Raw genomic sequence first — 22,986 nt, forward strand, 5'->3', positions numbered from 1 at the left:
CTTAGAACTGCCACCAATGGTGTTTTTTAACCTTGGTTTTGGCCTGGGGCACCAACGTCACGTTTTGAACGCTGTAGCCCTTCACCTGCACCTGCAGGTCTTCGTCGCTGTAGCCGCCGTAGCCTACCTGCAGCTTCGATACCTGGTTGGCCGGCACCGTCAGGGAATAGTTGCCCTGTGCGTCGGTGCTGACGCCCCGGCCACGCGATTTGTCGAGCACGGTAGCGCCAATCAGGGGCTTGCCGTTCTCGTCCAGAATGCGGCCCGATACGGTCGTCATTTTGGTTACGGCCGCAGCAGCTTCCGGAGCGTCGGCGGCCGTGGTCAGGCCCTCGCCCATGGCGGCTACTTCCGAACCTTTGGCCAGCGCAACACCGGTGGTGCTGTGCAGGTTGTTGCCGGCAAAAGCCGCGCCGCTCAGCAGAGCAGCGACCAGCACGATGGAGCCGGCGCGCCGACGGAACCGGGCCGGCTCGGTACGGATAAGGTCGAACTGGCCTTGGAGCCAGCCCACGGGGCGCACATCGTGGCCCTTGGCCTTGAGGGTGTGAAAGCGTTGGAACGCCTCACCGCCTTTGTCGGGGTTGGCTTTCAGGTAAGCGTCCACCAGCTCGGTGTTCTTGCCCGATAAGTCACCCCTGAGATAGGCATCCCGATACCCGGGAAGCAACTCCTGGGTGACGGGATGAAATGGGTGTGCAGTTAATGCCATAGAAATTGAGAAAATGAGAAGAGGAAATGATTATGGCGGCCAACACGGGCTTTGAGCTCGTACTGTTTGACAAGATTACGAGCAAAAAATAGTGCAATTATCCTGTTTTCGATGAACAAGGTTGTTTCGGCCGCCAACGCAAGTATTCACCAGTCAGATAATTAACAATTACAAAATTTGGAATACAGCCGAGGTTAATTAAATCATGAAAAAATACCCCTATACAGCTTGAAAAGACATATTCTAGCCCCTCGAATCAATTTTTCAGTGTAATTAAATATGGACATAATCCCAGCCAGTGAAAAATATTGCCAACAGCTTTGCCGGGCATTTTGTCAAATTCCAATTATGGGAATTATTCAATTGCGTTTCCCTCGCTGAATAATCTCAATTATTTCCGAATTAGTGCAGCCGCGCGGCGTGCCTGCCGGGCGCTGGTTTCACGGGCTTGTTTCGCTTCTTTTAGCCAGGTTGCGCAACCTGTGGCCGGGTAGCCGAGTTAGCAACATAGTTTTGCTACGTTATTCCTGTTAGCCGCTTTGCTTTGATAACCATTATTGCCGGGACCAACCGGCCCCACTCCCGCGCCCGCCGCATTGCCAACTACTACCAGACCGTGCTGACGGAGCTGGGGGCCGAAAGCCAGATTCTGGACCTGGCCGAGCTGCCGGCCGACTTCGTGGGCACGGCGCTCTACCACAATGCGGGCACCCACCCGGAGTTCAACCGCCTGGCCGCCCTGCTCGATGCCGGCCCGAAGCTGGTGCTGGTGGTGCCCGAATACAACGCCTCGTTTCCCGGGGCGCTCAAGGCGTTTATTGACGGGCTGGCCTATCCGGGCGGTATTCAGGGCAAGAAGGCGGCGCTGGTGGGGCTGAGCAGCGGCGGGCAGGGCGGCCTGCTGGCCATGGCCCACCTCACCGATGTGCTGATGTACCTGGGCACGGCGGTGCTGCCCCAGCGCGTGCGCCTGCCCTTCATCAACCAAGATTTAAACGCCGAGGATGGGCTGAACCACGACCTCTCGCGCAAGCTGCTGCGCGAGCAGGCGGCGGCGCTGCTGGCGTTTTGAAATGACGCCCTGGAGCGGTTTCGGCTTCTTCAGTGTACAGCGCGGCAGTAGCGCGGACTTTTAGTTCGCGAGCTGCCGTGTCTATTTACTCACGGACTGAAAGTCCGCGTTACTGTACAGCAACGTCGAAATGGCTTTAAATGCCTTCTGGCGCGGCCTCGGCCAGGGTGGCGCCTTGCCTGGCCAGCACCCGCCGGAATACGGCCCGCAGGATGAAGTACAGCACGGCCACCAGGGGCACCGATACCAGCGCCCACAGCAGCAGCGCGCCCAGCTCGGCGCGCCAGAGCAGCTTGCCCACGGCGGCCCAGCCTTCGTGGTCGATGAGCTGGCGGATGCGCGCTACGGTCAGGCCCTTCACCTTGTCGCCCTGGCCCATGATGGTGGCCCCGGCGCGCAGAAACGGAATGAGCAGGATGAGCTGAAAGGCGCTCATGAGGTGGGCGGCCAGCTGCATGGCGGCCACGTTGAGGCGCAGGCGCAGGGCCGTGGCCACGCTCACCAGGGTGGTGATGCCGAACAGCGGCACCAACCCAAACGCCACGCCGAGGCCGATGGTGAGGGCCAGCTTGCTGGGCGAGAGGCCGGCCTTGAGCAGGTCGAGAAAGGGGTCGAGCACGCGGCGGCGCAGCCAGGAGCGGGGCGGGGCGGCCACGGGCTGCGGCTCAGTTTCGGGAAGCGACATAAAGCAAAGGGGCAAAAGAACCGGGCCATTCGGCAGCCCGTACCTTCGTCGGGGGCATTCCGGTTGTACGGCTGCGCCCGAGAATGTTGCCCGTGGGGGATTATGACAAAGTTAGATTCGCCGGCCGAGCTGCCGGGCCCGTGGTGGCGCGAGCTGCCCATTTTGCTGCACCGCGCCGCCCGCGAGCTGGGCCAGAACGACCCATTGCGGCTGGGCGCGGCCACGGCGTTTTTCACGTCGTTTGCGCTGCCGCCCATCCTCATTATTCTGATTCAGCTGCTGAGCTCGCTCTATTCCACCTCCATGGTGCGGCAGCTGCTGCTGAGCAAAATCAGCAACCTGGTGGGGGCGTCGGCGGCGGGGCTGGTGGCCCAGATTGTGATGAACGTGGCCGACCCCATGCGCAGCCGGCTGGTGACGGTGGCGGGCTTCGCGTTTCTGCTCTTTGTGGCCACCACGCTGTTCACCATCATCCAGCACTCGCTCAACCAGCTGTGGCAAATCCGGCCGAAGCGCGGCACCGGGCAGCTCTCGCAGGCCGTGCGCGAGCGCACCCGCTCGGCGGGCATTCTGCTGGCCACGGCGGTGCTCTCGCTGCTGGCTTTTGGGTCGGATGCGGCCCTGGGTTTGTTTGCCGAAACAATTGCCGACTTCGATGCCACCTTCGCCTACTACGTGGTGCGGGGCCTGAACGCCCTCATTGCCTGGCTGATTCTGGCCACCTGGTTCGGCATCACGTTTCGCACCCTGAGCCTGGCCAAGGTGCCCTGGCGGGCCGTCACGCGCGGGGCGGCGCTCACGGCGCTGCTCATCAGCCTGGGCGAAGTGGTGCTGGGCCAATTGCTGGTGGCCCGGGACCTGGGCCCGGTGTACGGGCCGGCCTCCAGCCTGGTGCTGGTGCTGCTGTTCGTGTTTTACTGCGCCATGATATTCTACTTCGGGGCCGCTTTCACGAAGGCCTATGCCCACCGCATCGGCATGGACATCCGGCCCAAGAAGCGGGCCGTGCGCTACCGGCTGGTGAACGTGGAGGAGTGACGCTGCGCTTAATGAGGAATGAGGAATGAGGAATGAAGAATGAGGAATGGACGCCTGTCATCCTGAGCTTGCGAAGGACCTTATCACGTTTGAGCCGATTGCGCTTACTGCCCGTCGCTCTACGGTCATAACGTCCTTCATTCCTCATTCCTCATTCCTCATTAAGCGCAGCGGCTACCTTTGCCCCGTGCAAACTCCTGATACCTCCGCTGTCGGCGCGGCGCCCGCGCCCAAGCCCGCCCTCCAATTCGCCGATTTCGCCCTCTCCCCCGCCCTGCTGGCGGGCGTGGCCGAGCTGAATTTCACCCAGCCCACCGCCGTGCAGCAGCTGGTGCTGGCCCCCGCCCTCGAAGGGCAGGACGTGGCCGGGCAGGCCCCCACCGGCTCGGGCAAAACCGCGGCCTACGGCCTGGCCGTGCTGCAGCAGATTGACCCCACCTCGGCCACCATGCAGGCGCTGGTGCTGGTGCCCGCCCGCGAGCTGGTGCTGCAGGTGCGCGATGCCCTCCAGCGCCTCGGCAAGCACATTCCGAACCTGCGCGTGGCCGGCTACTACGGCGGCCACGCCATGCGCGACGAAGTGAAGGGCCTCCAGCAGATGCCCCACGTGGTAGTGGCCACGCCCGGCCGCATGCTCGACCACCTGGAGCGCCGCACCATTGTGCCCAACCGCCTGAAAGTGCTGGTACTCGACGAGGCCGACAAGCTGCTGGAGCTGGGTTTTCAGGAAGAAATGGCCACCATCGTCAGCCGCCTGCCGCAGCGCCGCCAGACGCTGCTGTTCTCGGCCACCATGCCCGACAAGGTGCTGAGCCTGGTGCGCGAGTACCTCACCCGCCCCCGCGTGATGAACGTGGGCGGCTCCAACGCCACCACCCTGCCCGACACGCTGGTGCTGCGCGGCCATGTAGTGAGCGCCGCCGACCAGAAGCCCGCCGCCCTTTATCACCTCATCAGCCAGCCCACTGCCGGCCGCTCGCTCGTGTTCGCCAACACCCGCGACCGGGTGGAGGAGCTCACCCGTTTCCTGCGCGGCCGGGGCCTGGCGGCCGAGGCTTTGCACGGCAAAATGCTGCAGCCCGAGCGCGACAAGTCCATGATGAAGCTGCGCAACGGCTCGGCCACCGTGCTGGTGGCCACCGACGTAGCCGCCCGCGGCCTCGACGTGAACGACCTCGACACCGTGGTGCAGTTCGACCCGCCCCACGAAACCGACACCTTCCAGCACCGCGCCGGCCGCACGGCCCGCGCCGGGGCCGTGGGCACGGCTCACCTCATTGTGACGCCGCACGAGCAGCAGAAAATTCAGCAGTGGCCCACCGCCCGCAACGTGCAGTGGGCGGGCCTGCGCCCGCCGGCCCTGCCCGCCGCCGCGCCCAAGGCCCCGCGCCCGAGCACCGTCACGCTGCACGTATCGGCCGGTAAGAGCGAGAAAATCAGCCGGGGCGACCTGGTCGGCGCCTTCGTGAGCGTGGGCGGCCTGGAGCGCGACGCCGTGGGCCGCATCGAGGTATTCGACCACCACAGCTTTGTGGCCGTGCCCGAAGCGCAGGCCGAGGAAGTGCTGGCCCGCATGCAGGGCGCCAAGGTGAAAGGCAAGAAGGTGAAGGTGGCGCTGATTCGGTAAATCTATTTCATCTGTCATCCTGAGCGCAGCGAAGGACCTTCTCACGTTAGAAGATTCTGAACGTGAGAAGGTCCTTCGCTGCGCTCAGGATGACAGACGGGTTTACATCCTCCCCCATGCGCCTCCTTTTCATCTGCAGCCAGAACAAGTGGCGCAGCCTCACCGCCGAGCGGCTGTTCGACGACCACCCGCACCACGAAGCCCGCTCGGCCGGCACCGAGCCGGGCGCGCGGGTGCGCGTCACGGCCGGGCACCTGGGCTGGGCCGAAACCATTTTCGTGATGGAGCGCCGCCACGCCGACCGCCTGCACGAGAAGTTTGCCGAGGAACTGCGGGGGAAAACCCTCGTGGTGCTGCGCATTCCCGACAAATACCCGTTTCAGGACCCGGCGCTGGTGGCGCTTCTGCGCAAAAAACTAGCAGACCAGCTAGGCCCCGAACTGTTTTCGGAGCATTCGGGCTAATCCGGTCAACCCCTACGCCCCGGGGCCGTTTAATCGGCCCATGCCCTACATCATCTCCCTGGCCGTGCTGGTGGCCATCCTGTACGCGTTTTACCAATACGCCACCGCCGACTCGCGCCGCCGCACCGCTGCGCTGGCCGAGGAATTTCCGGCTGCCTGGCGGCAGATTCTGGCCGAGCGCGTGGCCTTTTATCTGGCCCTCACCACCAAAGAAAAAGCGCGTTTCGAGAAGCAGGTGCAGGTGTTTCTGGCCGGCACGCGCATCACCGGCGTGCAAACCGAGGTGGACGATACTACCCGCCTGCTGGTGGCGGCCTCAGCCCTGATTCCGGTGTTCGGCTTTCCCGACTGGGAGTACAGCCACCTGGGCGAAGTGCTCATTCTGCCCGATGCCTGGCAGCTGGAAAACGACCCGGCCAAAGAGGTGAAGCCGCTGCAGGGCACCCTGCTCGGCTCGGTGCAGGGCTTCCAGAACCAGCACTACATGCGCCTTTCCAAAGCTTCGCTGGAGCAGGGCTTCCGCGACGCGGTGGACCGCCAGAACGTGGGCATTCACGAGTTTGCGCACCTGCTCGATGAGGCCGATGGCGTGATTGACGGCCTGCCCAAAGCCGCCCTGCCCCCCGAGCTGCTGCAGCCCTGGGCCGAGGTGATGCAGCGCGAAATAGCCGCCATTCGGGCCGGTAAGTCCGAAATCAATCCCTACGCCGCCACCAACGAGGCCGAGTTTTTTGCCGTGGTCACCGAATACTTTTTCGAGAAGCCCGAAAAGCTCCAGGAACACCACCCCGAACTGTACGAATTGCTCAGCCGGGCCTTCCGCCAAAACCCCAAGAAGCGCTTCCTGCGCTTTGCCGTGGACCCGCGCGAATGGCTGAAGACCCTGCGCAGCCGCCGCAAGTTTGGCCGCAATGCCCCCTGCCCCTGCGGCAGCGGCAAAAAGTATAAGGAGTGCCACCTGGCCCAGGCAGCGTAGCCCGGAAGCGCCAGGTGGCAAGACCTTATTTTACCAGCAGCGCCCGGGTGGCAGCGCCAGCCCGCAGCACGTATGCCCCCGGCACCAGGCCACCGACAGGCAGGCTCAGCTCCGTGGCGGCCGGCCCAATGGCCACCGTGCGCACCAGCCGGCCCAGCGCATCCAGCACCTGGAGCTCGGCAGTGCCAGCCGGTACGATTACGCGCACGGCCTCGTGGGCGGGGTTGGGATACGCCTCCAGCGCCAGGCGGCTGCTCTGTGGCCGGGTGGCCAGCGGGGCACTGGTGCCGCCGTTGAAGCGTACGCTCAGCGTGCTGTTGTAGGAGTTATTGACGGTTACCAAATCCAGGTCGCCGTCCCCGTCCACGTCGCCTGTGGTCAGGCCCACGGGGTAGGGTTCTACGGCCACGTCGGCGGCGGTGCCGAATACGCCGCTGTTGTTGAGCCGCACGCTTACCAGGCCTGTGTTCTGGTTGTTGGATGTTAGCAAATCCAAGTCGTTATCGCCGTCCACGTCGGCCAGGGCTGCATCGAAGGGCAACGGGCCCGTTGAAATTTCGTAGCCGCCGGCAAACTGGCCAGTGCCATTGCCCAGCCGTACGCTTACCGAGCCGGCACCATAAGCGGTATTCACCGTGAGCAGGTCCAGGTTGCCGTCGTTGTTGATATCGCGCAACAACACGCGGCGCGGCCGCAGGGTGGTCGTGCCGACCGCGCCCCCCGAGGAGGCGGTGAAGGTGCCATTGCCAGCGTTCAGGCCAACGGCAAAGGTGCTGTTGAATGAGTTGGTAGTCACAATGTCCAGGTCGCCGTCGCTGTCCAGGTCGGCCGCCACCACTTCCACCGGGCCGGAGTTGAAGGCGCCCATCTGGGTATCCGGGAAGCGGTGCGTAAAGCTGCCGCTGCCGTTGTTAACGCACACCGCTACCGTGCCCGTGCCGTTGGTATTGGCCGTGAGCAGGTCCAGGTCGCCGTCGCCGTCCACGTCGGCCGCCGTCACACTGGCCGGGAAGTCCAGCACCTGCGTGGCGGTGCCCGCCCCAAACTGCCCATTGCCGTTGTTGGGGCGCACCAGCAGCGAGCCGCTGTTGGCTAATGTCAGCACCAAATCGAGGTCATTATCGGCATCTACATCGGCCAGCATCAAGCCATCGGCTTTGTCCGCGAGGGTCAGCGTCGAGCTTGTGCTGAACGTCCCCCGACCGTCGTTGAGCCGCACGGTGATGGTGCCGCCACTGCCGTTGGGCCAGTCCGTGGTGAGCAGGTCCAGGTCGCCGTCGCCGTCGATGTCGCCGCTGATTAGTTTGCGCGAGCTCAGCCCGGCCGAGGGGTCGGAGCCCCCTCCGAACGCCCCCGTTCCGCCCACTGCCGCCACGGTGAACTGCGATACGTAGGCACGGCTCAGTGGCTGGCCGGCACTGGACTGAACGGCCGTGGTGAGGCTGATGCTAACTTTTTCGCCCGGCGCAAAGCTGTGGGCAGGCGCAAATTGCAGCACGCTCCCACTGACAGAGGCCGTGCCCGCGAGCTTACCGCCCCGCTGCGAACCATATACCCGCAGCGCCCCTGCACTGGCCGCGCTGCTGCTCAAACCCTGCGAGAACGTGAGCGCCACACTGGCGGCATAGGGAATAGCCGCCGCATTGCGGGCGGGCGTCTGGCTGGTGAGAACCAACGAAGGCTGGGCAGCTGCCGGTACTGCCAGCAGTGCCGGCACGAAGAGTAAAAAGTGTTTCATGGGGTGATGATTGGAAAGGAAATCTTCGGTAATGGCTTGGGCGCGATGGCGTCTTGCCAGCAAGGTATATCGGCAATAGCGCATTATGCAATCTATTATTCAAATACTTGTGTTGTACATCAGACACAGTACCACCCGGCAGAATCGTATTTTGTGCTTATTCCATGACTACTTTGTGGCCCCGGTTTTCTGGCTGAACTCCTGCTACGCGCAGCACCAAACCTTAGCGTCGTATATGAAAAAACACTTCCTCCCACTTCTGGCTGCCGCCGCACTGGCAGCCTGCGCACCCACCGCGAAAGCGCCCATAGCCACTACGCCAACGGCACCGCCCGCGCCGCCCGCCGCCCCGGCCCCACCCGACTACCGGGCCCTGGCCGAAGACTTTCTGCGCGGCTATAATGCTGAATATGTGCGTCTATACACGGCCTCCAGCGAGGCCGAGTGGCGCTCCAACACGCACATCATGCCCGGCGACACCAGCAACGCCGGGGCCACCACCCGCGCCAACCAGCGCATGGCCGCCTTCACCGGCAGCACGGCCAACATCGAGCAGCTGCGCGAGCTGCTCAAGCACAAGGACGCCCTCACGCCCATCCAGGCCAGGCAGCTGGAAACGGCCCTTTACAACGCCGCCAATAACCCCCAAACCGTGGCCGATGTGGTGAAGCAGCGCATCAGCGCCGAAGCCGCCCAGACGGAAAAGCTCTACGGCTTCGACTACAAATACGCCGGCAAGTCCGTCACCACCAACGACCTCGACGAGCTGCTGCGCCAGGAAACCAACCCCGCCAGGCGCCAGCAGGTGTGGGAGGCCAGCAAGGCCATCGGCCCCACCCTGAAAGACGGCCTGCTGAACCTGCGCGACCTGCGCAACCAGACCGTGCAGGCCCTCGGCTACCCCGACTACTTCACCTACCAGGCCAGCGACTACGGCATGAGCCGCGAGGAAATGATGGCCCTGGTGCGCAAAATCAACGCCGAGCTGCGCCCGCTCTACCGCGAGCTGCACACCTACGCCCGCTACGAGCTGGCCAAAAAGTATAAGGTGAAGCAGGTGCCCGACTACCTGCCCGCCCACTGGCTGCCCAACCGCTGGGGCCAGGACTGGGGTTCGATGGTGGACGTGAAAGGCCTGAACCTCGACGCCGTGCTGGCCAAAAAGGGCGCGGAGTGGCAGGTGCAGCAGGGCGAGCGGTTTTACAAGAGCCTGGGCTTTTCGGCGCTGCCAGCTTCTTTCTACGAAAAAAGCAGCCTCTACCCATTGCCCAAAGGCGTTGACTACAAGAAAAACAACCACGCCTCGGCCTGGCACATGGACCTGAACCAGGACCTGCGCAGCCTGATGAGCGTGGAGGCCAACACCGAGTGGTACGAAACCGCCCACCACGAGCTGGGCCATATTTTCTACTACCAGTCCTACTCCAACCCCGACGTGCCGCCCCTGCTCCGCCAGGGAGCCAACCGCGCCTACCACGAAGCCATTGGCACGATGATGGGCCTGGCAGCCAAGCAGAAGCCCTTTCTGGTAGGCCTGGGCCTGATTCCGGCCAACACCAAAACCGACCAGACCCAGCAGCTGCTGAAGGAAGCGCTGAGCTACGTCACGTTCATTCCCTTCGCCTCGGGGGTGATGAGCGAGTGGGAAAACAGCTTTTATGCGGATAAGCTTCCCGCCGACCAGCTCAATGCCAAGTGGTGGGCGCTCTGCAAAGAATACCAGGGCATGGTGCCGCCCACCCCGCGCGGCGAAAACTTCCTCGACCCTGCCACCAAAACCCACATCAACGACGACCCCGCGCAGTACTACGACTACGCGCTGAGCTACGTCATCCTGTTCCAGCTCCACGACCACATTGCCAAGAACATTCTGCACCAGGACCCGCACGCCACCAACTACTACGGCAACCGGGCAGTGGGCGATTTCCTGCGCGAAATCATGCGCCCCGGTGCCAGCCGCGACTGGCGCGTGGTGCTGAAAGAGAAAACCGGCGAAGACCTCTCAGCCCGGGCCATGGTCGACTACTTCCAGCCCCTGATGGCGTACCTGAAGGTTCAGAACAAAGGCCGGAAATACACGATGTAATTTCTGGTATCTGGGCGGCCCGGCATTATTAAAGAACGGTCATGCGCCCTTATTTCCCGCCCTGCTGCAATACCCAGTCCCGCACCACGTCCAACATTGCCGGGTAGATAACCGGGTCCACGGTACCGTCGGCAGCCGCTATCTGCTCGGAGGCCGGGGTCTGAAACCAGTGGTTGACGGCGGACAGGCGGCGCACGGTCACGCGCTTGTTGGCGCGGAGGCCTTTTTCGAGGCTCGCGAGGTTGGCCGCGGCGTTCACCTCAACATCGCCGGTGCCGTTGAGCAGCAACACCGGGCATTGCACGTCGGCCAGCCCGGCCAGGGGGTCGAATTTCAGGTAGTAGCGGTACCAGGGGCTGGTGAGCTCGACGGCCCGGGCGCGGGCCGCCGCCGGGTCCAGCGCGGGGTAGCGCTGGCGCAGCATGTTCACCACGATGGCCTGCGCCTGGTCGTCGTTGGGCGTCTGCCGGATGATTTCGAACATGGCCCGCCGAAACCTGAGCATGGCCTCCAGCTCCCGGCGCTCCTGCATCTTGATTTTCAGGCGCTGCTGCGACACGTAGGTTTCCACCTGCGCCGCGTTGGAGCCGCTGGTGCGCAGGGTTTCGGCTTTGCGCAGCACTTCGGCCCAAGCCTCGCGCCGGGCCGCCCCCACCCGGGCCGTATCGGCGGCGCTGGTCACGGGCTCGGCCTGATTGGCCAGCAATTCCTGCCCCAGCTGCCCGGCCGCCGCCAGCGTCACCACAAAGGCCGGGGGCAGCGGCTGCGCGGCGGCCAGCAGGGCCACATTGCCGCCCTCCCCATGCCCGATGAAGCCGGTCCGGGCCGGGTCGAGACTGGGCCGCAGGCGCAGGTAGGTCAGCGCCGCTTGCGCGTCGCGCACCAAATCGGCAGTCGTCGTCAGTGCTGCTACGCCCGTCGATTCGCCCACGCCCCGGTCGTCCAGCCGCAGCACCGCAATGCCTTGCCGGGCCAGAAACGAGGCCATGCCGGCAAACAGCCGGTAGCTCCCCTGCCGGGCATCCCGGTCCTGCGCCCCCATATCCGAGAGCAGCACCACTGCCGGATAGGGCCCCGCGCCATCGGGAATACTCAGGGTGCCCGCCAGCTTCACGCTGCCGGGCTGGCTGGCCAGCGTCACGGGCTCAATGTGATAGGTAGTGGCCTTCACCACTACGGCGGGAACGCTGCCGGCTGCTGCCACGGGCGCATTGCGCCGCAGCGTGACGGGCACCCGCAGCCCGGGCTGCGTCCAGGTGCCCGCCATCTCCTGCCCGTCGGCACTCAGCCGGCACACGAAGCGGCTATCCGCCTTCACGGCGTAGAAAATCAGCGTATCGCCCCGAAACGTGAGCGATACCGGAATGCGGTTGAGGCGCTTGGCCGGAAGGTCGAGGGTTGAAATCAGCTTATTGGCCCCTACCGCCACAATTTCCAGCTGAATGGGCAGGCTGCCCCCCGGAATGGGCAGCGGCCCTTGCCAGGTACCGGCCACGTCGGGCAGCGCCGCCACCGCAGCAGCCCGGGCCGTCGAGTCGGGGGCCGGGGTTTGCTGCGCCTGCGCTATGCCGGGCAGCAGCCCTACCAGCCCGCAAATACCAATCAGCCAATAATCAACGCGCAACAGGGCCGGCCGCAACCAGTTCCAATACCTCCGTACCACTATTCTGTTCTTACCTTAAAATCACGGCGCTACGCCGCCTCCCGGCCCTGTATTCGTTCAGGGCAGCAACACCCGGTCCACCACGTGCACCACGCCGTTGGTGCACTGCACGTCCGGAATCACCATGTTGGCCGGCGTGGTAATGCCGCGCGATTTCACCGTGAGCACACCGTTGGTGAAAGCGCCCAGTTGCAGAGCGCCGGTGCCAAACGTTGTCACCGAAGTGCCATCCGGCAGTTCAGGGGTAAACTTGTTGCCCAGGTTTCCGGTCAGCACATGATTGGCCAGAATAGCGGTCAGCGTTGTTGTCGACATGGCATTAAGCGTTGCCAGGTCCGGAATGCCGGCATCCTTAAAGGCCTGGTCGGTGGGTGCAAACACGGTATAGGGCCCCGGCTGTGAGAGCAGCCCCTGCAGGTTACACTTCACCACCGCCGCCACCAGAAACGTCAGCTCGGGGTTGGCAAATACCTGCGCGGTCTGCAGCGCCACGGCCGATTCCACCACGTTGCCACCGGTGGCAATGAGCACTTTGTCGATGGGATGAATCAGGCCATTGGCGGCTTTCACGTCCGTTCCCAATATTCTGGAGCCGTTCACATACCGCGTGCCATCGGCCCGCTGAATGATGCGCCGCGTGAGCCTGAGGGCCGAAGGCGACGTGCTGGCCGCCGCGAGGGCGCTGCCCGCCAGCGTCCCGCTATATACATGGTAGAGCAGCGTGTTGGTAAGGAATCCGGGCTGCAGGGCCGTCAGGTCGGCTGCCTCCCTGATGCCCAGCCGGTTGAAGGCCGCATTGTTGGGCGCAAACACCGTGTAGTTGCCGTCGGCCGCATCCGGGTTTTTATTGCCCAGCGTGATGGCCACCCCGCCGCGAATAGCCGCATCTTCCAGTAGCTGAAAATCGGGGTTCGTTACGGCAATGTTGGTAATAGATGGCTCAATATCTTTATTTTTTGCACAGCCGCCCAGCAGCAGCAGGGCAAGTGCCAGCGTACCGGCTTTGGGTAGAAATTTATTTTTCATCGGGTAAATACTTGATTTTATCGACTTAAAGTGCGCATTTGGCCCAAAGCGCTGACTATAAACGATTTTAAAATGGCTTTGGATTGGGCGAAGATAAATCCATTACCGCAAACTCAACCGTAAATTGCGCCTTGCTTAGCCATTCGCATGTAAGTTTATGGGCTGGTTTTGCAGGCTTTTACCTCTATCTCCGATTCATTCGTTTCTTGCCATTATGCAAAAACTCTCCTCCTTCTCCGTTGCGCTTCTACTGGCCGCTGTGGCTACTACTGCTCAGGCTCAAAGCCTTGTGGGTGGTTTTATGGCGGGCAAGGGCCACGGCTCAGTGGTAGTATCGGCCACGGCCGAGCGATACGAAAGCGCCTACTTGGCCCCGGTTAAAGCCGAAGGAATTCCGGTGTTTCAGGAAGTGCGCGTGAATTCGCTCAACCTGTACGCCACTTATGGCTTCACCGATAAGATTGATGCCGTGGTCAGCCTGCCCTACATTCAATCGAAGGGCCGGGCCGCCGGCGTTACAATCAACGACCTCAACCTGCAGCGGCCCAACGAAGGCTTCACCAACTCCCGCCAGGGCTTTCAGGACGTAACGGCGCTGCTCAAATTCAAGTCGTATTCCCGTGAAATCGGCAGCAGCATTCTGGATTTGCTGGGCGTGGTGAGCGTGAGTACGCCCGTGAGCAACTATCAGACAAACACGGGCTACGGCTACATTATTGCCATCGGCAACCGGGCCACCAAATATTCGGCCGTGGGCATTGCCCATCTCAAAACCAGCTCCGGCGTGTTTGCCACCGGGCAGGTGGGCTACAGCCTGCGCACCGGCGAAGTGCCCAACGCCCTCATCGGCGAAGCCAAGATTGGCTACGCCGGCCCCAAAAACTACATCGAAGGCTACGCCTCGTTTCAGGAGTCGAACGGCGGCACCGACATTTCGGAGCAGGGCTTCATCGGTTTTTTTCCTTCCACGCGCGTCAACTACATCCGCGTGGGGGCCAGCGCCTACCGGCCCATTACCAACGGCTTTGGCCTGACGCTGGGGGCCAGCACCTACGTGGCCGGCCGCAACATCGGCAAATCGACGGGCTTCTCGGCCGGCATTACCTACAACTTTTAAGCAGCGGCCGAAGCAACAGACCGCAAGCACGCTGCACGAAAAAGGCCGGACAGTGTCCGGCCTTTTTCGTGCAGCGTGCTTTTTGCAGGGCTTAATAATTGGACTCCGACGACGGCAAATCAATCAGGATGAGCTGCGCATCCTTGGCCGCCCGAATCTGCACCACGTCGTCGCCGGTCATGCGGACCTGGTCGTTTGGGCCCAGCTCGGTGCCATTCACGAAAATTACGCCCTCTTTCACGTAGATGAAGGTGAGGCGAATGGGAAAGGTTTTGAATTCCAGCTCCTTGCCCTCGCTCAGGTTCGACCAGTACACGGTGCTGTTCGAGTTCATGTACACCACGTCTTCCAGCACTTTCTGGCCCGTCACCAGGGGAATCAGCTCGTTTTTGCTGCCGTCGATAAAGCCGATATCCTTTTGCTCGTAGCTGGGCGCCAGGCCTTTCTGGCCGGGGATAAACCAAAGCTGGTAAAGGTGCAGGGGCTTGTCCTGCCGGTTGAACTCGGAGTGGGCCAGGCCGGTGCCGGCCGTCATGCGCTGCACCTCGCCGGCTTTGATGGTGGTTTTGTTGCCCATCGTGTCCTGGTGCGTGATTTCGCCATCGAGCACCAGCGTCACAATTTCCATCTCGGAGTGCGGGTGCTGCGGAAAGCCCGACTGCGCCGCCACACTATCATCGTTGAACACCCGCAACGGCCCGAAGTGCAGGTTGTCGCGGTCAAAATAATCGGCAAACGAAAACAGGAAATAGCTGCTGAGCCAGGCAGCCGGGGCAGCATGGTGGCGGTCGGCGGCGGAAATGTATTTAAGCATCGTGCAAAGGCTTGGGGGATGGGGGTGCCCCCCATACGCGCCAGCCGGGCCGTAAGTTGGCAAATTGCCCGAAACAACAACGCCCTGCTGAGCGCAGCCGAAGCTTCTCCCCTGCAGTAGTAAATGCATTACTTCTACGGTAGAGGTGCTTTGGCTGCGCTCAGCAGGACGTTTTGCCTGCCCGAACGGCGTGGACGGCTTAGGCCTTTTTCAGCAGTGCCACCTGCTGCTGCAGGTCGAGCACGAGGCTGGCCACGCGCTCCAGCGACAGCTCGGCGATGGGGAACGTGCTGCTGATGTAGCTCTTGGCCTCCCATATTTCCAGCACCTCGTCGGCCTTCACATCGTAAGGCGAAAAGTTCGGATTGTCGGAATGCAGCACAAACATGGCATTGGAGCGCAGCTTGTTGAACACGCGCTTGAACACGATGCCGTCGCGGCTGCTCACCACAATGCAGGGCGTGCCGTCCTTAATGCTGGTCCACTCGTCCACGTAGCGCCCCACAATAACGGTGCCGCTGGCAATGGGCAGCATAGAGTCCCCGGCAATTTCGAAAGCGCGATAGGTGCCGGCCTGCGTGAGCATGGGCAGCCGGAACTTGGGCAGCACCTCCAGGTATTCGCGGTCGGCGTAGCCATTGAGGTAGCCGGCGGCGGCCTTCTGCGGCACCAGCTCGATGTTCTCGTTCTGGTCCTTGTCCACGGTGAAGGCCAGCACGCGGAGCTTGCCGCCTACGGGGCTGGGCGGCTCGGGATTATCGTCGGTTTCGGGCGCGTTGGGGTCGGGCGGGGGCAGCGAGCCGATGATTTTCGTATTCTTTTTCTTGCTGAAGTCGGTGGTCACCAACTGGTCGAGCGTGATGCCGAACAGGCGGGCCATGTTGACCAGCGTGGCCAGGCGGGGCTCGGCGCGGCCTTCTTCGTAGGCCCCCACCAGGGAGCGTTTGATGCCGAGCTTATCAGCCATCTGGGCCTGCGTGAGGGCCAGCTCACGGCGGCAAAACTTAAGGTTGGTGTTAATCATGGGGAGGGGCAGCAGCCGGGAATGACGTTGGTTTCAACGCGAATTCGGCTGGTGAAGTTAGCAACGCGAGTGCGAAGATACTAATTCACTTAGCTAATAATTTTCTGCCCACCACTTTAGCGTCGAGCTAATGTTTTTTCCGCCCACCATTCGTCGTTTTGCCAGAAAGAATTCCAGCCCACGCGGGCGTACCTGGGGTTGATGTGGGAATCCCGCTCGCCGATTTCGAAGCGCGTCAGAATCTGGCGCGTCACGGCAATGCCCTGCTTCCAGATGGCAGGCACGGTGGTTTCGGCAGCGGCATCTTCGCGCCAAACGCCGTCGAACAGCAGGCCGCCGTTGCGCGTGGCGGGGTTGCTGGTGTAGGTCAGCAGCTCGGCCCGATTGCCGGCATTCAGCTTGAAATCGAGCGCCACGCGGCCAGTAAACTGCCCGCCGAGGCCGTGGCTGCTGGTAGCCCGCAGGGCGAAGCTGCCGGTGGCACAGTACGCGGGCGTTTTGGTCTGCTCGTAGCCAGCATAGGCGGCCAGTTCGGTGGGCAGCAGCTGCACCTGCTGCACCTCCACGCTGCCGCGAAAGGGCGTGACATCGCCGTAGCAGCGAAACTGGCCGGCCACCAGGTAGCGGCCAAGGCTTTGGGCATCGGGCTGCACGGTGGTGAAGACAAACTCAATGCGCCGCCCGTCGTAGCCGAAACAACCGTTGAGTACGTCTTCGCTGCCGCTTTGGGCCTGGTGCTGCCAGAGGCGGCCCAGGCCGGCGCGGGCCAGCAGGGCATTGCGGGCAGCGTTGGAGAGTACCGCGCCGGGCGCGGCCAGCGGGGCGGCCGCAGCAGCATTCTGGCCGGGGCCGGGGGGGGCGGGCAGGCGCAAGGGCCGCGCCGCGCCGAGTAGCAGCGCAGGGGCCGCCAGCAGCAGGTGGTAACGCATAGAAACCGTGAAAAACCGTGATTGAAGCCCGGCTATATTGCCAGATGGCGCTTCTGTGGTTTTTAACGGTATGCGGCGGGGTTTTAGTATCAGAGGCTCAGCAAGGGTTTGGCCGGTTTGGCCCACCATTCCTCGTTTTCCCAGGCGTCGCTCCAGTCCAGGCCGGCGTACTTAGGGTTGATGTTCTCGCCCCGGTCCCCGATGTATAAATCGGTCATGGCATCGGGCACCACTGCCTGGGGGTAATTGGCAAACGCGACCACCTGCCGGCGCCCCGTGCGCTGGCTCCGCCATTGCCCCCGGAACAGCAAGCCGCCGCCGCCGGCCGGAAACGCTTTGTCAGGAAAGGTTTGCAAAAGGTCGAGCTTGCCGGTTCCCAGCCGGTAAAAATCGAGGTAAGCCGTGCCCCGGAAGGTACCGGCGCCCGTGGCGGTACTGTCTTCGCGCAGCACAAAGCGCGCCGTGGCGGTGTAGCTGCGGGCCTGCGCCGTCTCGGCCGAATCGAGGTCCAGAAACGCCTTCATTGCCCGGATGCCCACCACCGAAATGGTGCCAGCGAAAGGCGTGATGTTTTTGCGGAAGCGCGAGCGGCCCCGCACCCGAAACGAGCCAGCCTGGGCAGTATCGGGCACCACCGAATCGAAAATGAAGGCTATGTGGCGGTGTTCAGCCCCGTAAAAACCGTCCAGCACGGTAGGCCGGGGGTAATTGTTCTCGCGTTGGCCAAAATCGGCCTGCCACAGCGGAGCCAGGTCGTTGGCGGTTAGAAATGCTGAAACGTTCGGCACGGCTGGGCCTATTTCGACCTGGGTGGGGTTTTCGGCACTGGCCTCGTCCGGCCCCAGGTGAGTTACTACGGGCGGCGGTGTGGCAGTGGCTGGCCGGCCGCTGGCCACCATGCTTGGCGGGGTTGCTGACCGGGCCTGCGCTGCCGCGTGCGGCTTGGCCTGGGGCTGGCAAGCGGCGCTCAGCAAACCAGCAGCGGCGAAGGCTAGGGCCCGACGAAACGACTTTTCCATGGCAATCAGAGGGTAAGTGTTGAATTATAGGCTGAGCTTGGGCTTGGGCGAGGTGGCCCACCATTCGTCGTTCTGAAAGTAGTCAGTCCAACCGTATTTACGGTATTTCGGGTTCACCGTCGCCATGCGGCCCCCAATGTCAAAATCGCTAAGCACCGCATTCGCTACGGGCGCAAATTCATTGGCCCACAATACTCGCTGTTTTTTGCTTGAGTGCACATCGGTCCACTTGCCTTCGAAGGCAAACTGCCGGGTGCGCGGCCGAATGGCCCCTTCTTCCGCAAACAGATAGCATTCATTATGACCCACCCCAAAATCGAGCGCTACGATACCATCCAGTCGAGCCAGAAGGTGTTTTTTAGCGTTGAATTGCTGAAAATGAAAGGGGCCGGTGGCAATGTAAACGCCATTGGTACTCTCGGAAAAACGCCGGGTCTGGCGAAACTCGATAGTACCCGTCAACGACGAAATCACGCCTGTCACGCGCATTTGGCCAGCAATGTGGAAAAGACTTGGTGCCGCTCCATCGCGGCGCACCTGAGTGAATACGACCTCCAACCGCTGCTCATGCGGCCCGAAGAAACCGTTTTGCCCGGACCCATACAAGGTTTGGAATAAAAGGGCCAAGTTGTGATGCCCAAATAAGGTATCCCGCTGGTCGCGGCTCAGCGTATCGGCCAGTTGCATGAGGCGCTGGCTTTGGCTGGGAAGAGTCATCTCGTCATCGGCCAGCTGCTGTCGTTTCTCTACATGAGCCCTAGCCTGCCGGCGGCCGAAGCCAAACAGACCCGCGCCAACCAGTACCACGATGGCGACTGCGATGTAGTGTATGACTCGTTTCACCAGAAGACAAAAAATTTACGCCGCCAATTTACCGCGCAAATCCGGCAGAAACTCGCGCAGAAAATACCGCCCCAGCCCGCCTTCCAGCAGCAGCTCGATTAGTATCAGATTGCCCACCCACGACAGCCACGTCACCGTCAGGTACGTTTCTATCGGCTTGGTTTCGAACGCATAGTACATCACGTAGCTTTCGCTGCGCAGGGCCAGGGCGGCCAGCGTCACGGCGTAGGAGCGCAGCATCCAGTCGACGTGCAGGGGCCATTGGCGCTGGCGGGCGGCACGGTAGGCCTTCCAGGTGCAGCCCCACCACACCAGGCACTGCAGCGTGAAGCCCACCTGCGCCGCCAGCCCGCCGTTGGCAAAGCGCGCCAGAATGAGGCCCGACGGTGCCGCCAGCGCCAGAATGCCGATGATGTAGCACTTGCCCAACTGCCGGTGCAGCCCCGGCCCGCGCCGCGCCAGCCACGGCAGAAACTGCAGCAGCCCCGCCACCAGCACCAGCAAACTGGTGGTGATGTGCACGTAGAAACCCAGCCGAAACACGGGATTGTCGTTGGTTTCGTCGCTCTTGGTGGTGAGGAAATGGATGCCCTTCTCGAAGGTGTAGTAAGGCAGTGTTTTGGTCAGCATCAGGCCCGCGAAGGCGGCGATGAGCAGGGCCGCGAGCAGCAACGCAAGTTGGGGCAATCTGGGCTTCATGAACAAGTAAATGGTGCTGTTATCTTGCAAGGAAATTCACTCCTTCCCTTTTCTGAATGTTTACCCCTCGTGCGTTAAAAATTGCTGCTATTGTGGCAATGGTGCTGTCTACTCTGGGCCTCTTGTTGAGCCTGTTGATGGTTGGCCAATCCGGCAGCTTTATTATGGGCGTCGTTTCGTGGAGCCTGCTTATCTGGGCCAGCTATATTGGGTTCAAGCTGTCATCCTATAAGCTGTATGAAGACGAATATAAGAAAGTAGGCTTCCGCATTTACGCCATCATTGCCGCATTTATTGCCTTTCTCACCTTCGGAATGATTATCGGACTGGTATTGGCGGTTGTGCTACTTGGTAGCTTGTGGGGCCTCAAAAAGAATTACGACGAGTGGCCGAGCAACCCGCCTGCCGAAGCCCCGGAAACTGAGGTGCTCTGATTACATAGGCAAATCAGAGCAAGATAAAGGCCGATGTACGGGATGTAGGGACGAAAAATATTGCGTCCTTACATCCTGTACACCGGCCTTCAACTGCTCTAACTGCGCTGGCTTACTGCCCGCGCAGGCGCTTGTGGTAGAGCGCGGCCATGCGCAGCTGGAAGTAGTCGTACTTCTCGCGCAGGTGGTCGAAGAGGTCGCGCAGGGTGGGCTCGCCGCCGAGCTGGGCGCGGGCGGTGAAGATTTCGGCCAGCTCGGCATCGCTCACGAAGTCGTGGATGCGCAGCTCGCGGCCCTTGGCGTAGGCGTTGTAGAGGTGGGTTTTCACGGTGCTCAGGGCCAGGCCGCGGCGCTCGGAAATGTCCTCGGGCGTGAGGCCCATGTGGTGGAACTGGATGGTGGCGTCCTCGGAGTCGCTCACGGGCTTTTCGGCCACGGCCACGCGGGGCCGCGGCTCGCTGAACATGTTGTCCGAATCGGAGGGTATCGCGCCCCCGCCATCTTCGAGAATGAGGCGAATGAAGGCCTCGCCGTAGGTTTCGAACTTCTTCATGCCCACGCCCGACACGCCCAGCATCCCCACGCGGTTGACGGGCCGCTCGGCGGCCATTTCCTGCAGCGTGGCATCGGAAAACACCACGTAGGGCGGCACGCCCTGCTCGTCGGCAATCTGCTTGCGGAGCTTGCGCAGCTTGTCGAAGAGGCGCGCTTCGGGGGTGCCGAAGGCGGCAGTGGCGGCAGCCGTGGCGGCTTTCTTGCTGGCGCGGGTGGGCTTTTCGGCCTTTTCGCTAGGCTGGAACTTCTTGAGCGGCAGCGTGAGCTGGCCTTTCAGGACTTCGTGGCCGCGCTCGGTGATTTTCAGGGCGTAGCCTTCCTCGTAGGCGATGTAGAACAGGCCGTCGTTCAGCATCTGGTGGATGTAGCTGTACCAGTCAAGGTAGGGCAGGTCGCGGCCCGCGCCGTAGGTTTTAATCTGGTCGTAGCCGCCCTGCAGCACGGCCTGATTGCGCATGCCGCGCAGCACGTCAATCAGCAGATTGATAGCCACTTTTTCGCGGCTGCGGAATACGGCCGACAGGGCCTTCTGGGCAATGAGGGTACCGTCGAAGGTAGTGGGCGGGTTGCGGCAGATGTCGCAGTTGCCGCAGTCCTGCGGCAGGGTTTCGGAGAAGTAGTTGAGCAGGATTTTGCGGCGGCACGAGGCGGCTTCGGCAAACTGCTGCATGCGCTCGAGCTTGGCGGTATTGAGCTGGGCTTGGCGCGCGGGCACGTCCTTGGTCACCATCTCGCGCATCTGCATCACGTCGGCGAAGCTGTAGAACAGGATGGCGGTGCTGGGCGCGCCGTCGCGCCCGGCCCGGCCGATTTCCTGGTAGTAGCCCTCGATGTTTTTGGGCAGGTTGTAGTGCATCACCCAGCGCACGTTGCTTTTGTCGATGCCCATGCCGAAGGCGATGGTGGCCACGATTACCTGCACATCGTCCTGCAGGAAAGCTTCCTGGGCCTTGCCGCGCTGCAGGGGCGTGAGGCCGGCGTGGTAGTGCGCCGCCTTGATGCCCTTGGCAATCAACTTGGCCGAGATGGTTTCGCAGGTTTTGCGCGAGAGGCAGTAGATGATGCCGGGGTCCTGCGGGTGGCGGCCGATGTAGTCGATTATCGAATTGATGCGGTCCTGGCCGCCGCGCACGATGAGGTTGATGTTGGGCCGGTCGAAGCTGGAGAGGAACACCCGGGGCTCGTGCAGGTTGAGCTGGGTGATGATGTCGCGCTTGGTGAGGCGGTCGGCCGTGGCCGTGAGGGCGATGATGGGCGTGCTCGGGAAGTGCGTCCGCAGCTGGCCCAGCTGAGTGTATTCGGGCCGGAAGTCGTGGCCCCAGCTCGAAATACAGTGCGCCTCGTCGATGGCAAACAGGCTGATATTTACCCGCGTGAGAAACTGCAGAAAGCCGTCGCTCAAAAGCTTTTCGGGGCTCACGTAGAGCAGCTTGAGGTAGCCGCTGGTGGCGGCGCGGGCAATGTCGTTGGCCTCGCTCTGGCCCACGCTGCTGTTGATGTAGGCCGCCGCGATGCCGTTGGCTTTCAGGGCTTCCACCTGGTCCTTCATCAGGGCAATGAGGGGCGACACCACCACGCAGGTGCCCTCGCTCACCACGGCCGGAATCTGGAAGCAGACCGACTTGCCGCCGCCGGTGGGCATGAGCACCACGGTGTCCTTGCCACCGAGAATGTGCTGGATGATGTCGCCCTGCATGGGGCGGAAGTTGTCGTAGCCGTAGTACCGTTTCAGGGCCTGGCGGGCGGCGGCGAGTTGCGGGGCGGTGGCTAGTTCGGGCATGTTGTTCGGGCGGGTCACCTCACCCCCCGGCCCCCTCTCCTGCGGAGAGGGGGAGCCTGACGACTCCAGGAGTTGGTTGGGTGAGAGGATGTTTTCTTTGATTGTGTTCAGGACTTCGTCTAAGCTGTTTAGCACTTGCTGATTGGTGAAACGCAGCTCGCGGTAGCCTAATTCCGTTAATGTGAAGGTACAGCCGGCGTCGTATTCGGCGTTCTCAGAGTCTAGGTGAATTTCGCCGTCGAGCTCGATGGTGAGCTTGGCGGCTACGCAGATAAAATCGACAATAAAAAAGTCGATGGCGTGCTGGCGGCGAAACTTCACGCCCAGTTTATTGCCGCGTAGCTGCTGCCAGAGCAGGTTTTCGGCGGGCGTGGGAGCTTTGCGGTTCTCGCGGGCGTAGGTTTTCAGCTTCTCCTGCCAGGGGCGCGGGGCCGTGGTGTAGATGTATTCCTGCGGGCCGCTGAGCTTGGGCGAGGTTTCCATATGGGTAAGGTAGCACCACCTGGCGTCAACCTCACCCCCTGCCCCCCTCTCCCAAAAAGAGGGGGCACCGGACTTGCTTTTCAACCGTAGCACATGCTTTAGCTTGTGCTTGATTAAAAACCTGGGCCTCACGCCGCACAAGCTAAAGCATGTGCTACAAGAAACGTCTTCACGAACCGGTGCCCCCTCTTTTTGGGAGAGG

20 protein-coding genes are annotated in these 22,986 nt (G+C 62.2%); 8 read left to right on the forward strand and 12 right to left on the reverse strand.

Going from position 1 to position 22,986, the window contains the following annotated elements; genetic code table 11:
- Nucleotide 1: 1 nt before the first annotated feature.
- Nucleotides 2-712 (reverse strand): carboxypeptidase-like regulatory domain-containing protein, encoded by a 711-nt coding sequence (locus tag ACYVHT_RS02295; RefSeq protein ID WP_460547523.1) that lies wholly within the window; start codon nt 710-712, stop codon nt 2-4.
- Between the two features lie 544 nt (nt 713-1,256).
- Here ACYVHT_RS02295 and ACYVHT_RS02300 point away from each other — a divergent pair.
- Nucleotides 1,257-1,784: an NADPH-dependent FMN reductase gene (locus ACYVHT_RS02300; RefSeq protein ID WP_460547525.1), complete on the forward strand. Its 528-nt coding sequence runs from the start codon at nt 1,257-1,259 to the stop codon at nt 1,782-1,784.
- 136 nt (nt 1,785-1,920) lie between these two features.
- Here ACYVHT_RS02300 and ACYVHT_RS02305 read toward each other — a convergent pair whose 3' ends face one another.
- A complete protein-coding gene (locus ACYVHT_RS02305; RefSeq protein ID WP_460547527.1) occupies nt 1,921-2,469 on the reverse strand; it encodes a DUF2062 domain-containing protein in 549 nt (182 codons plus the stop codon).
- Between the two features lie 102 nt (nt 2,470-2,571).
- Here ACYVHT_RS02305 and ACYVHT_RS02310 point away from each other — a divergent pair, with 102 nt between their 5' ends.
- The 4 genes from ACYVHT_RS02310 to ACYVHT_RS02325 all read left to right on the forward strand — a co-directional run bounded on the left by ACYVHT_RS02310 (nt 2,572) and on the right by ACYVHT_RS02325 (nt 6,574).
- Entirely contained in the window at nt 2,572-3,507 is a 936-nt protein-coding gene (locus tag ACYVHT_RS02310; protein WP_460547529.1) for a YihY/virulence factor BrkB family protein, read from the forward strand.
- 187 nt (nt 3,508-3,694) lie between these two features.
- Complete coding sequence (locus ACYVHT_RS02315) at nt 3,695-5,134, forward strand: DEAD/DEAH box helicase (protein WP_460547531.1); 1,440 nt, start codon at nt 3,695-3,697, stop codon at nt 5,132-5,134.
- A gap of 116 nt (nt 5,135-5,250) precedes the next feature.
- Nucleotides 5,251-5,598 (forward strand): low molecular weight protein tyrosine phosphatase family protein, encoded by a 348-nt coding sequence (locus ACYVHT_RS02320; protein WP_460547533.1) that lies wholly within the window; start codon nt 5,251-5,253, stop codon nt 5,596-5,598.
- A 40-nt stretch (nt 5,599-5,638) separates the two neighbouring features.
- Nucleotides 5,639-6,574, forward strand: a complete 936-nt coding sequence (locus ACYVHT_RS02325) for a zinc-dependent peptidase (protein ID WP_460547535.1) — start codon at nt 5,639-5,641, stop codon at nt 6,572-6,574.
- A gap of 25 nt (nt 6,575-6,599) precedes the next feature.
- Here the strand turns inward: ACYVHT_RS02325 and ACYVHT_RS02330 are convergent, their stop codons facing one another.
- Nucleotides 6,600-8,312: an FG-GAP-like repeat-containing protein gene (locus tag ACYVHT_RS02330; protein WP_460547537.1), complete on the reverse strand. Its 1,713-nt coding sequence runs from the start codon at nt 8,310-8,312 to the stop codon at nt 6,600-6,602.
- Nucleotides 8,313-8,547: 235 nt separating this feature from the next.
- On the opposite strand from ACYVHT_RS02330, the gene ACYVHT_RS02335 reads away from it, so the two are divergent.
- Nucleotides 8,548-10,398, forward strand: a complete 1,851-nt coding sequence (locus ACYVHT_RS02335) for a M2 family metallopeptidase (protein WP_460547538.1) — start codon at nt 8,548-8,550, stop codon at nt 10,396-10,398.
- A gap of 49 nt (nt 10,399-10,447) precedes the next feature.
- Here ACYVHT_RS02335 and ACYVHT_RS02340 read toward each other — a convergent pair whose 3' ends face one another.
- Nucleotides 10,448-12,022 carry an alpha/beta hydrolase gene (locus tag ACYVHT_RS02340; RefSeq protein WP_460547539.1) on the reverse strand — a complete coding sequence of 525 codons (1,575 nt, stop codon included), beginning with the start codon at nt 12,020-12,022 and terminating at the stop codon, nt 10,448-10,450.
- A 96-nt stretch (nt 12,023-12,118) separates the two neighbouring features.
- Nucleotides 12,119-13,087, reverse strand: coding sequence for a fasciclin domain-containing protein (locus ACYVHT_RS02345; protein ID WP_460547541.1), 969 nt, complete (start codon nt 13,085-13,087; stop codon nt 12,119-12,121).
- Between the two features lie 214 nt (nt 13,088-13,301).
- On the opposite strand from ACYVHT_RS02345, the gene ACYVHT_RS02350 reads away from it, so the two are divergent.
- Complete coding sequence (locus ACYVHT_RS02350) at nt 13,302-14,204, forward strand: hypothetical protein (protein WP_460547543.1); 903 nt, start codon at nt 13,302-13,304, stop codon at nt 14,202-14,204.
- A 91-nt stretch (nt 14,205-14,295) separates the two neighbouring features.
- Here ACYVHT_RS02350 and ACYVHT_RS02355 read toward each other — a convergent pair whose 3' ends face one another.
- The 6 genes from ACYVHT_RS02355 to ACYVHT_RS02380 all read right to left on the reverse strand — a co-directional run bounded on the left by ACYVHT_RS02355 (nt 14,296) and on the right by ACYVHT_RS02380 (nt 19,532).
- Entirely contained in the window at nt 14,296-15,018 is a 723-nt protein-coding gene (locus ACYVHT_RS02355; protein WP_460547545.1) for a pirin family protein, read from the reverse strand.
- Between the two features lie 199 nt (nt 15,019-15,217).
- Nucleotides 15,218-16,042 (reverse strand): helix-turn-helix domain-containing protein, encoded by an 825-nt coding sequence (locus ACYVHT_RS02360; RefSeq protein WP_460547547.1) that lies wholly within the window; start codon nt 16,040-16,042, stop codon nt 15,218-15,220.
- 116 nt (nt 16,043-16,158) lie between these two features.
- Nucleotides 16,159-16,971, reverse strand: coding sequence for a hypothetical protein (locus tag ACYVHT_RS02365; protein ID WP_460547549.1), 813 nt, complete (start codon nt 16,969-16,971; stop codon nt 16,159-16,161).
- An 89-nt stretch (nt 16,972-17,060) separates the two neighbouring features.
- Nucleotides 17,061-17,990: a hypothetical protein gene (locus tag ACYVHT_RS02370; RefSeq protein WP_460547551.1), complete on the reverse strand. Its 930-nt coding sequence runs from the start codon at nt 17,988-17,990 to the stop codon at nt 17,061-17,063.
- Between the two features lie 24 nt (nt 17,991-18,014).
- Nucleotides 18,015-18,833, reverse strand: a complete 819-nt coding sequence (locus ACYVHT_RS02375) for a hypothetical protein (protein ID WP_460547553.1) — start codon at nt 18,831-18,833, stop codon at nt 18,015-18,017.
- 15 nt (nt 18,834-18,848) lie between these two features.
- A complete protein-coding gene (locus ACYVHT_RS02380; protein ID WP_460547555.1) occupies nt 18,849-19,532 on the reverse strand; it encodes a DUF2306 domain-containing protein in 684 nt (227 codons plus the stop codon).
- A gap of 56 nt (nt 19,533-19,588) precedes the next feature.
- On the opposite strand from ACYVHT_RS02380, the gene ACYVHT_RS02385 reads away from it, so the two are divergent.
- Entirely contained in the window at nt 19,589-19,966 is a 378-nt protein-coding gene (locus tag ACYVHT_RS02385) for a hypothetical protein (protein ID WP_460547557.1), read from the forward strand.
- Between the two features lie 112 nt (nt 19,967-20,078).
- On the opposite strand, the gene recQ is transcribed toward ACYVHT_RS02385, so the two are convergent.
- Nucleotides 20,079-22,784: a DNA helicase RecQ gene (gene recQ / locus ACYVHT_RS02390; protein ID WP_460547559.1), complete on the reverse strand. Its 2,706-nt coding sequence runs from the start codon at nt 22,782-22,784 to the stop codon at nt 20,079-20,081.
- Nucleotides 22,785-22,986: the final 202 nt, after the last annotated feature.

The organism is Hymenobacter daeguensis (assembly GCF_054780555.1).

Excerpts from the sequence above, each read along its gene's own strand:
- ACYVHT_RS02295 (WP_460547523.1), bottom strand. The coding sequence starts at position 712 with ATGGCATTAACTGCACACCCATTTCATCCCGTCACCCAGGAGTTGCTT.
- ACYVHT_RS02305 (WP_460547527.1), bottom strand. The coding sequence starts at position 2,469 with ATGTCGCTTCCCGAAACTGAGCCGCAGCCCGTGGCCGCCCCGCCCCGC.
- ACYVHT_RS02310 (WP_460547529.1), top strand. The coding sequence starts at position 2,572 with ATGACAAAGTTAGATTCGCCGGCCGAGCTGCCGGGCCCGTGGTGGCGC.
- ACYVHT_RS02320 (WP_460547533.1), top strand. The coding sequence starts at position 5,251 with ATGCGCCTCCTTTTCATCTGCAGCCAGAACAAGTGGCGCAGCCTCACC.
- ACYVHT_RS02325 (WP_460547535.1), top strand. The coding sequence starts at position 5,639 with ATGCCCTACATCATCTCCCTGGCCGTGCTGGTGGCCATCCTGTACGCG.
- ACYVHT_RS02330 (WP_460547537.1), bottom strand. The coding sequence starts at position 8,312 with ATGAAACACTTTTTACTCTTCGTGCCGGCACTGCTGGCAGTACCGGCA.
- ACYVHT_RS02335 (WP_460547538.1), top strand. The coding sequence starts at position 8,548 with ATGAAAAAACACTTCCTCCCACTTCTGGCTGCCGCCGCACTGGCAGCC.
- ACYVHT_RS02345 (WP_460547541.1), bottom strand. The coding sequence starts at position 13,087 with ATGAAAAATAAATTTCTACCCAAAGCCGGTACGCTGGCACTTGCCCTG.
- ACYVHT_RS02350 (WP_460547543.1), top strand. The coding sequence starts at position 13,302 with ATGCAAAAACTCTCCTCCTTCTCCGTTGCGCTTCTACTGGCCGCTGTG.
- ACYVHT_RS02355 (WP_460547545.1), bottom strand. The coding sequence starts at position 15,018 with ATGCTTAAATACATTTCCGCCGCCGACCGCCACCATGCTGCCCCGGCT.
- ACYVHT_RS02360 (WP_460547547.1), bottom strand. The coding sequence starts at position 16,042 with ATGATTAACACCAACCTTAAGTTTTGCCGCCGTGAGCTGGCCCTCACG.
- ACYVHT_RS02365 (WP_460547549.1), bottom strand. The coding sequence starts at position 16,971 with ATGCGTTACCACCTGCTGCTGGCGGCCCCTGCGCTGCTACTCGGCGCG.
- ACYVHT_RS02370 (WP_460547551.1), bottom strand. The coding sequence starts at position 17,990 with ATGGAAAAGTCGTTTCGTCGGGCCCTAGCCTTCGCCGCTGCTGGTTTG.
- ACYVHT_RS02380 (WP_460547555.1), bottom strand. The coding sequence starts at position 19,532 with ATGAAGCCCAGATTGCCCCAACTTGCGTTGCTGCTCGCGGCCCTGCTC.
- ACYVHT_RS02385 (WP_460547557.1), top strand. The coding sequence starts at position 19,589 with ATGTTTACCCCTCGTGCGTTAAAAATTGCTGCTATTGTGGCAATGGTG.
- recQ (WP_460547559.1), bottom strand. The coding sequence starts at position 22,784 with ATGGAAACCTCGCCCAAGCTCAGCGGCCCGCAGGAATACATCTACACC.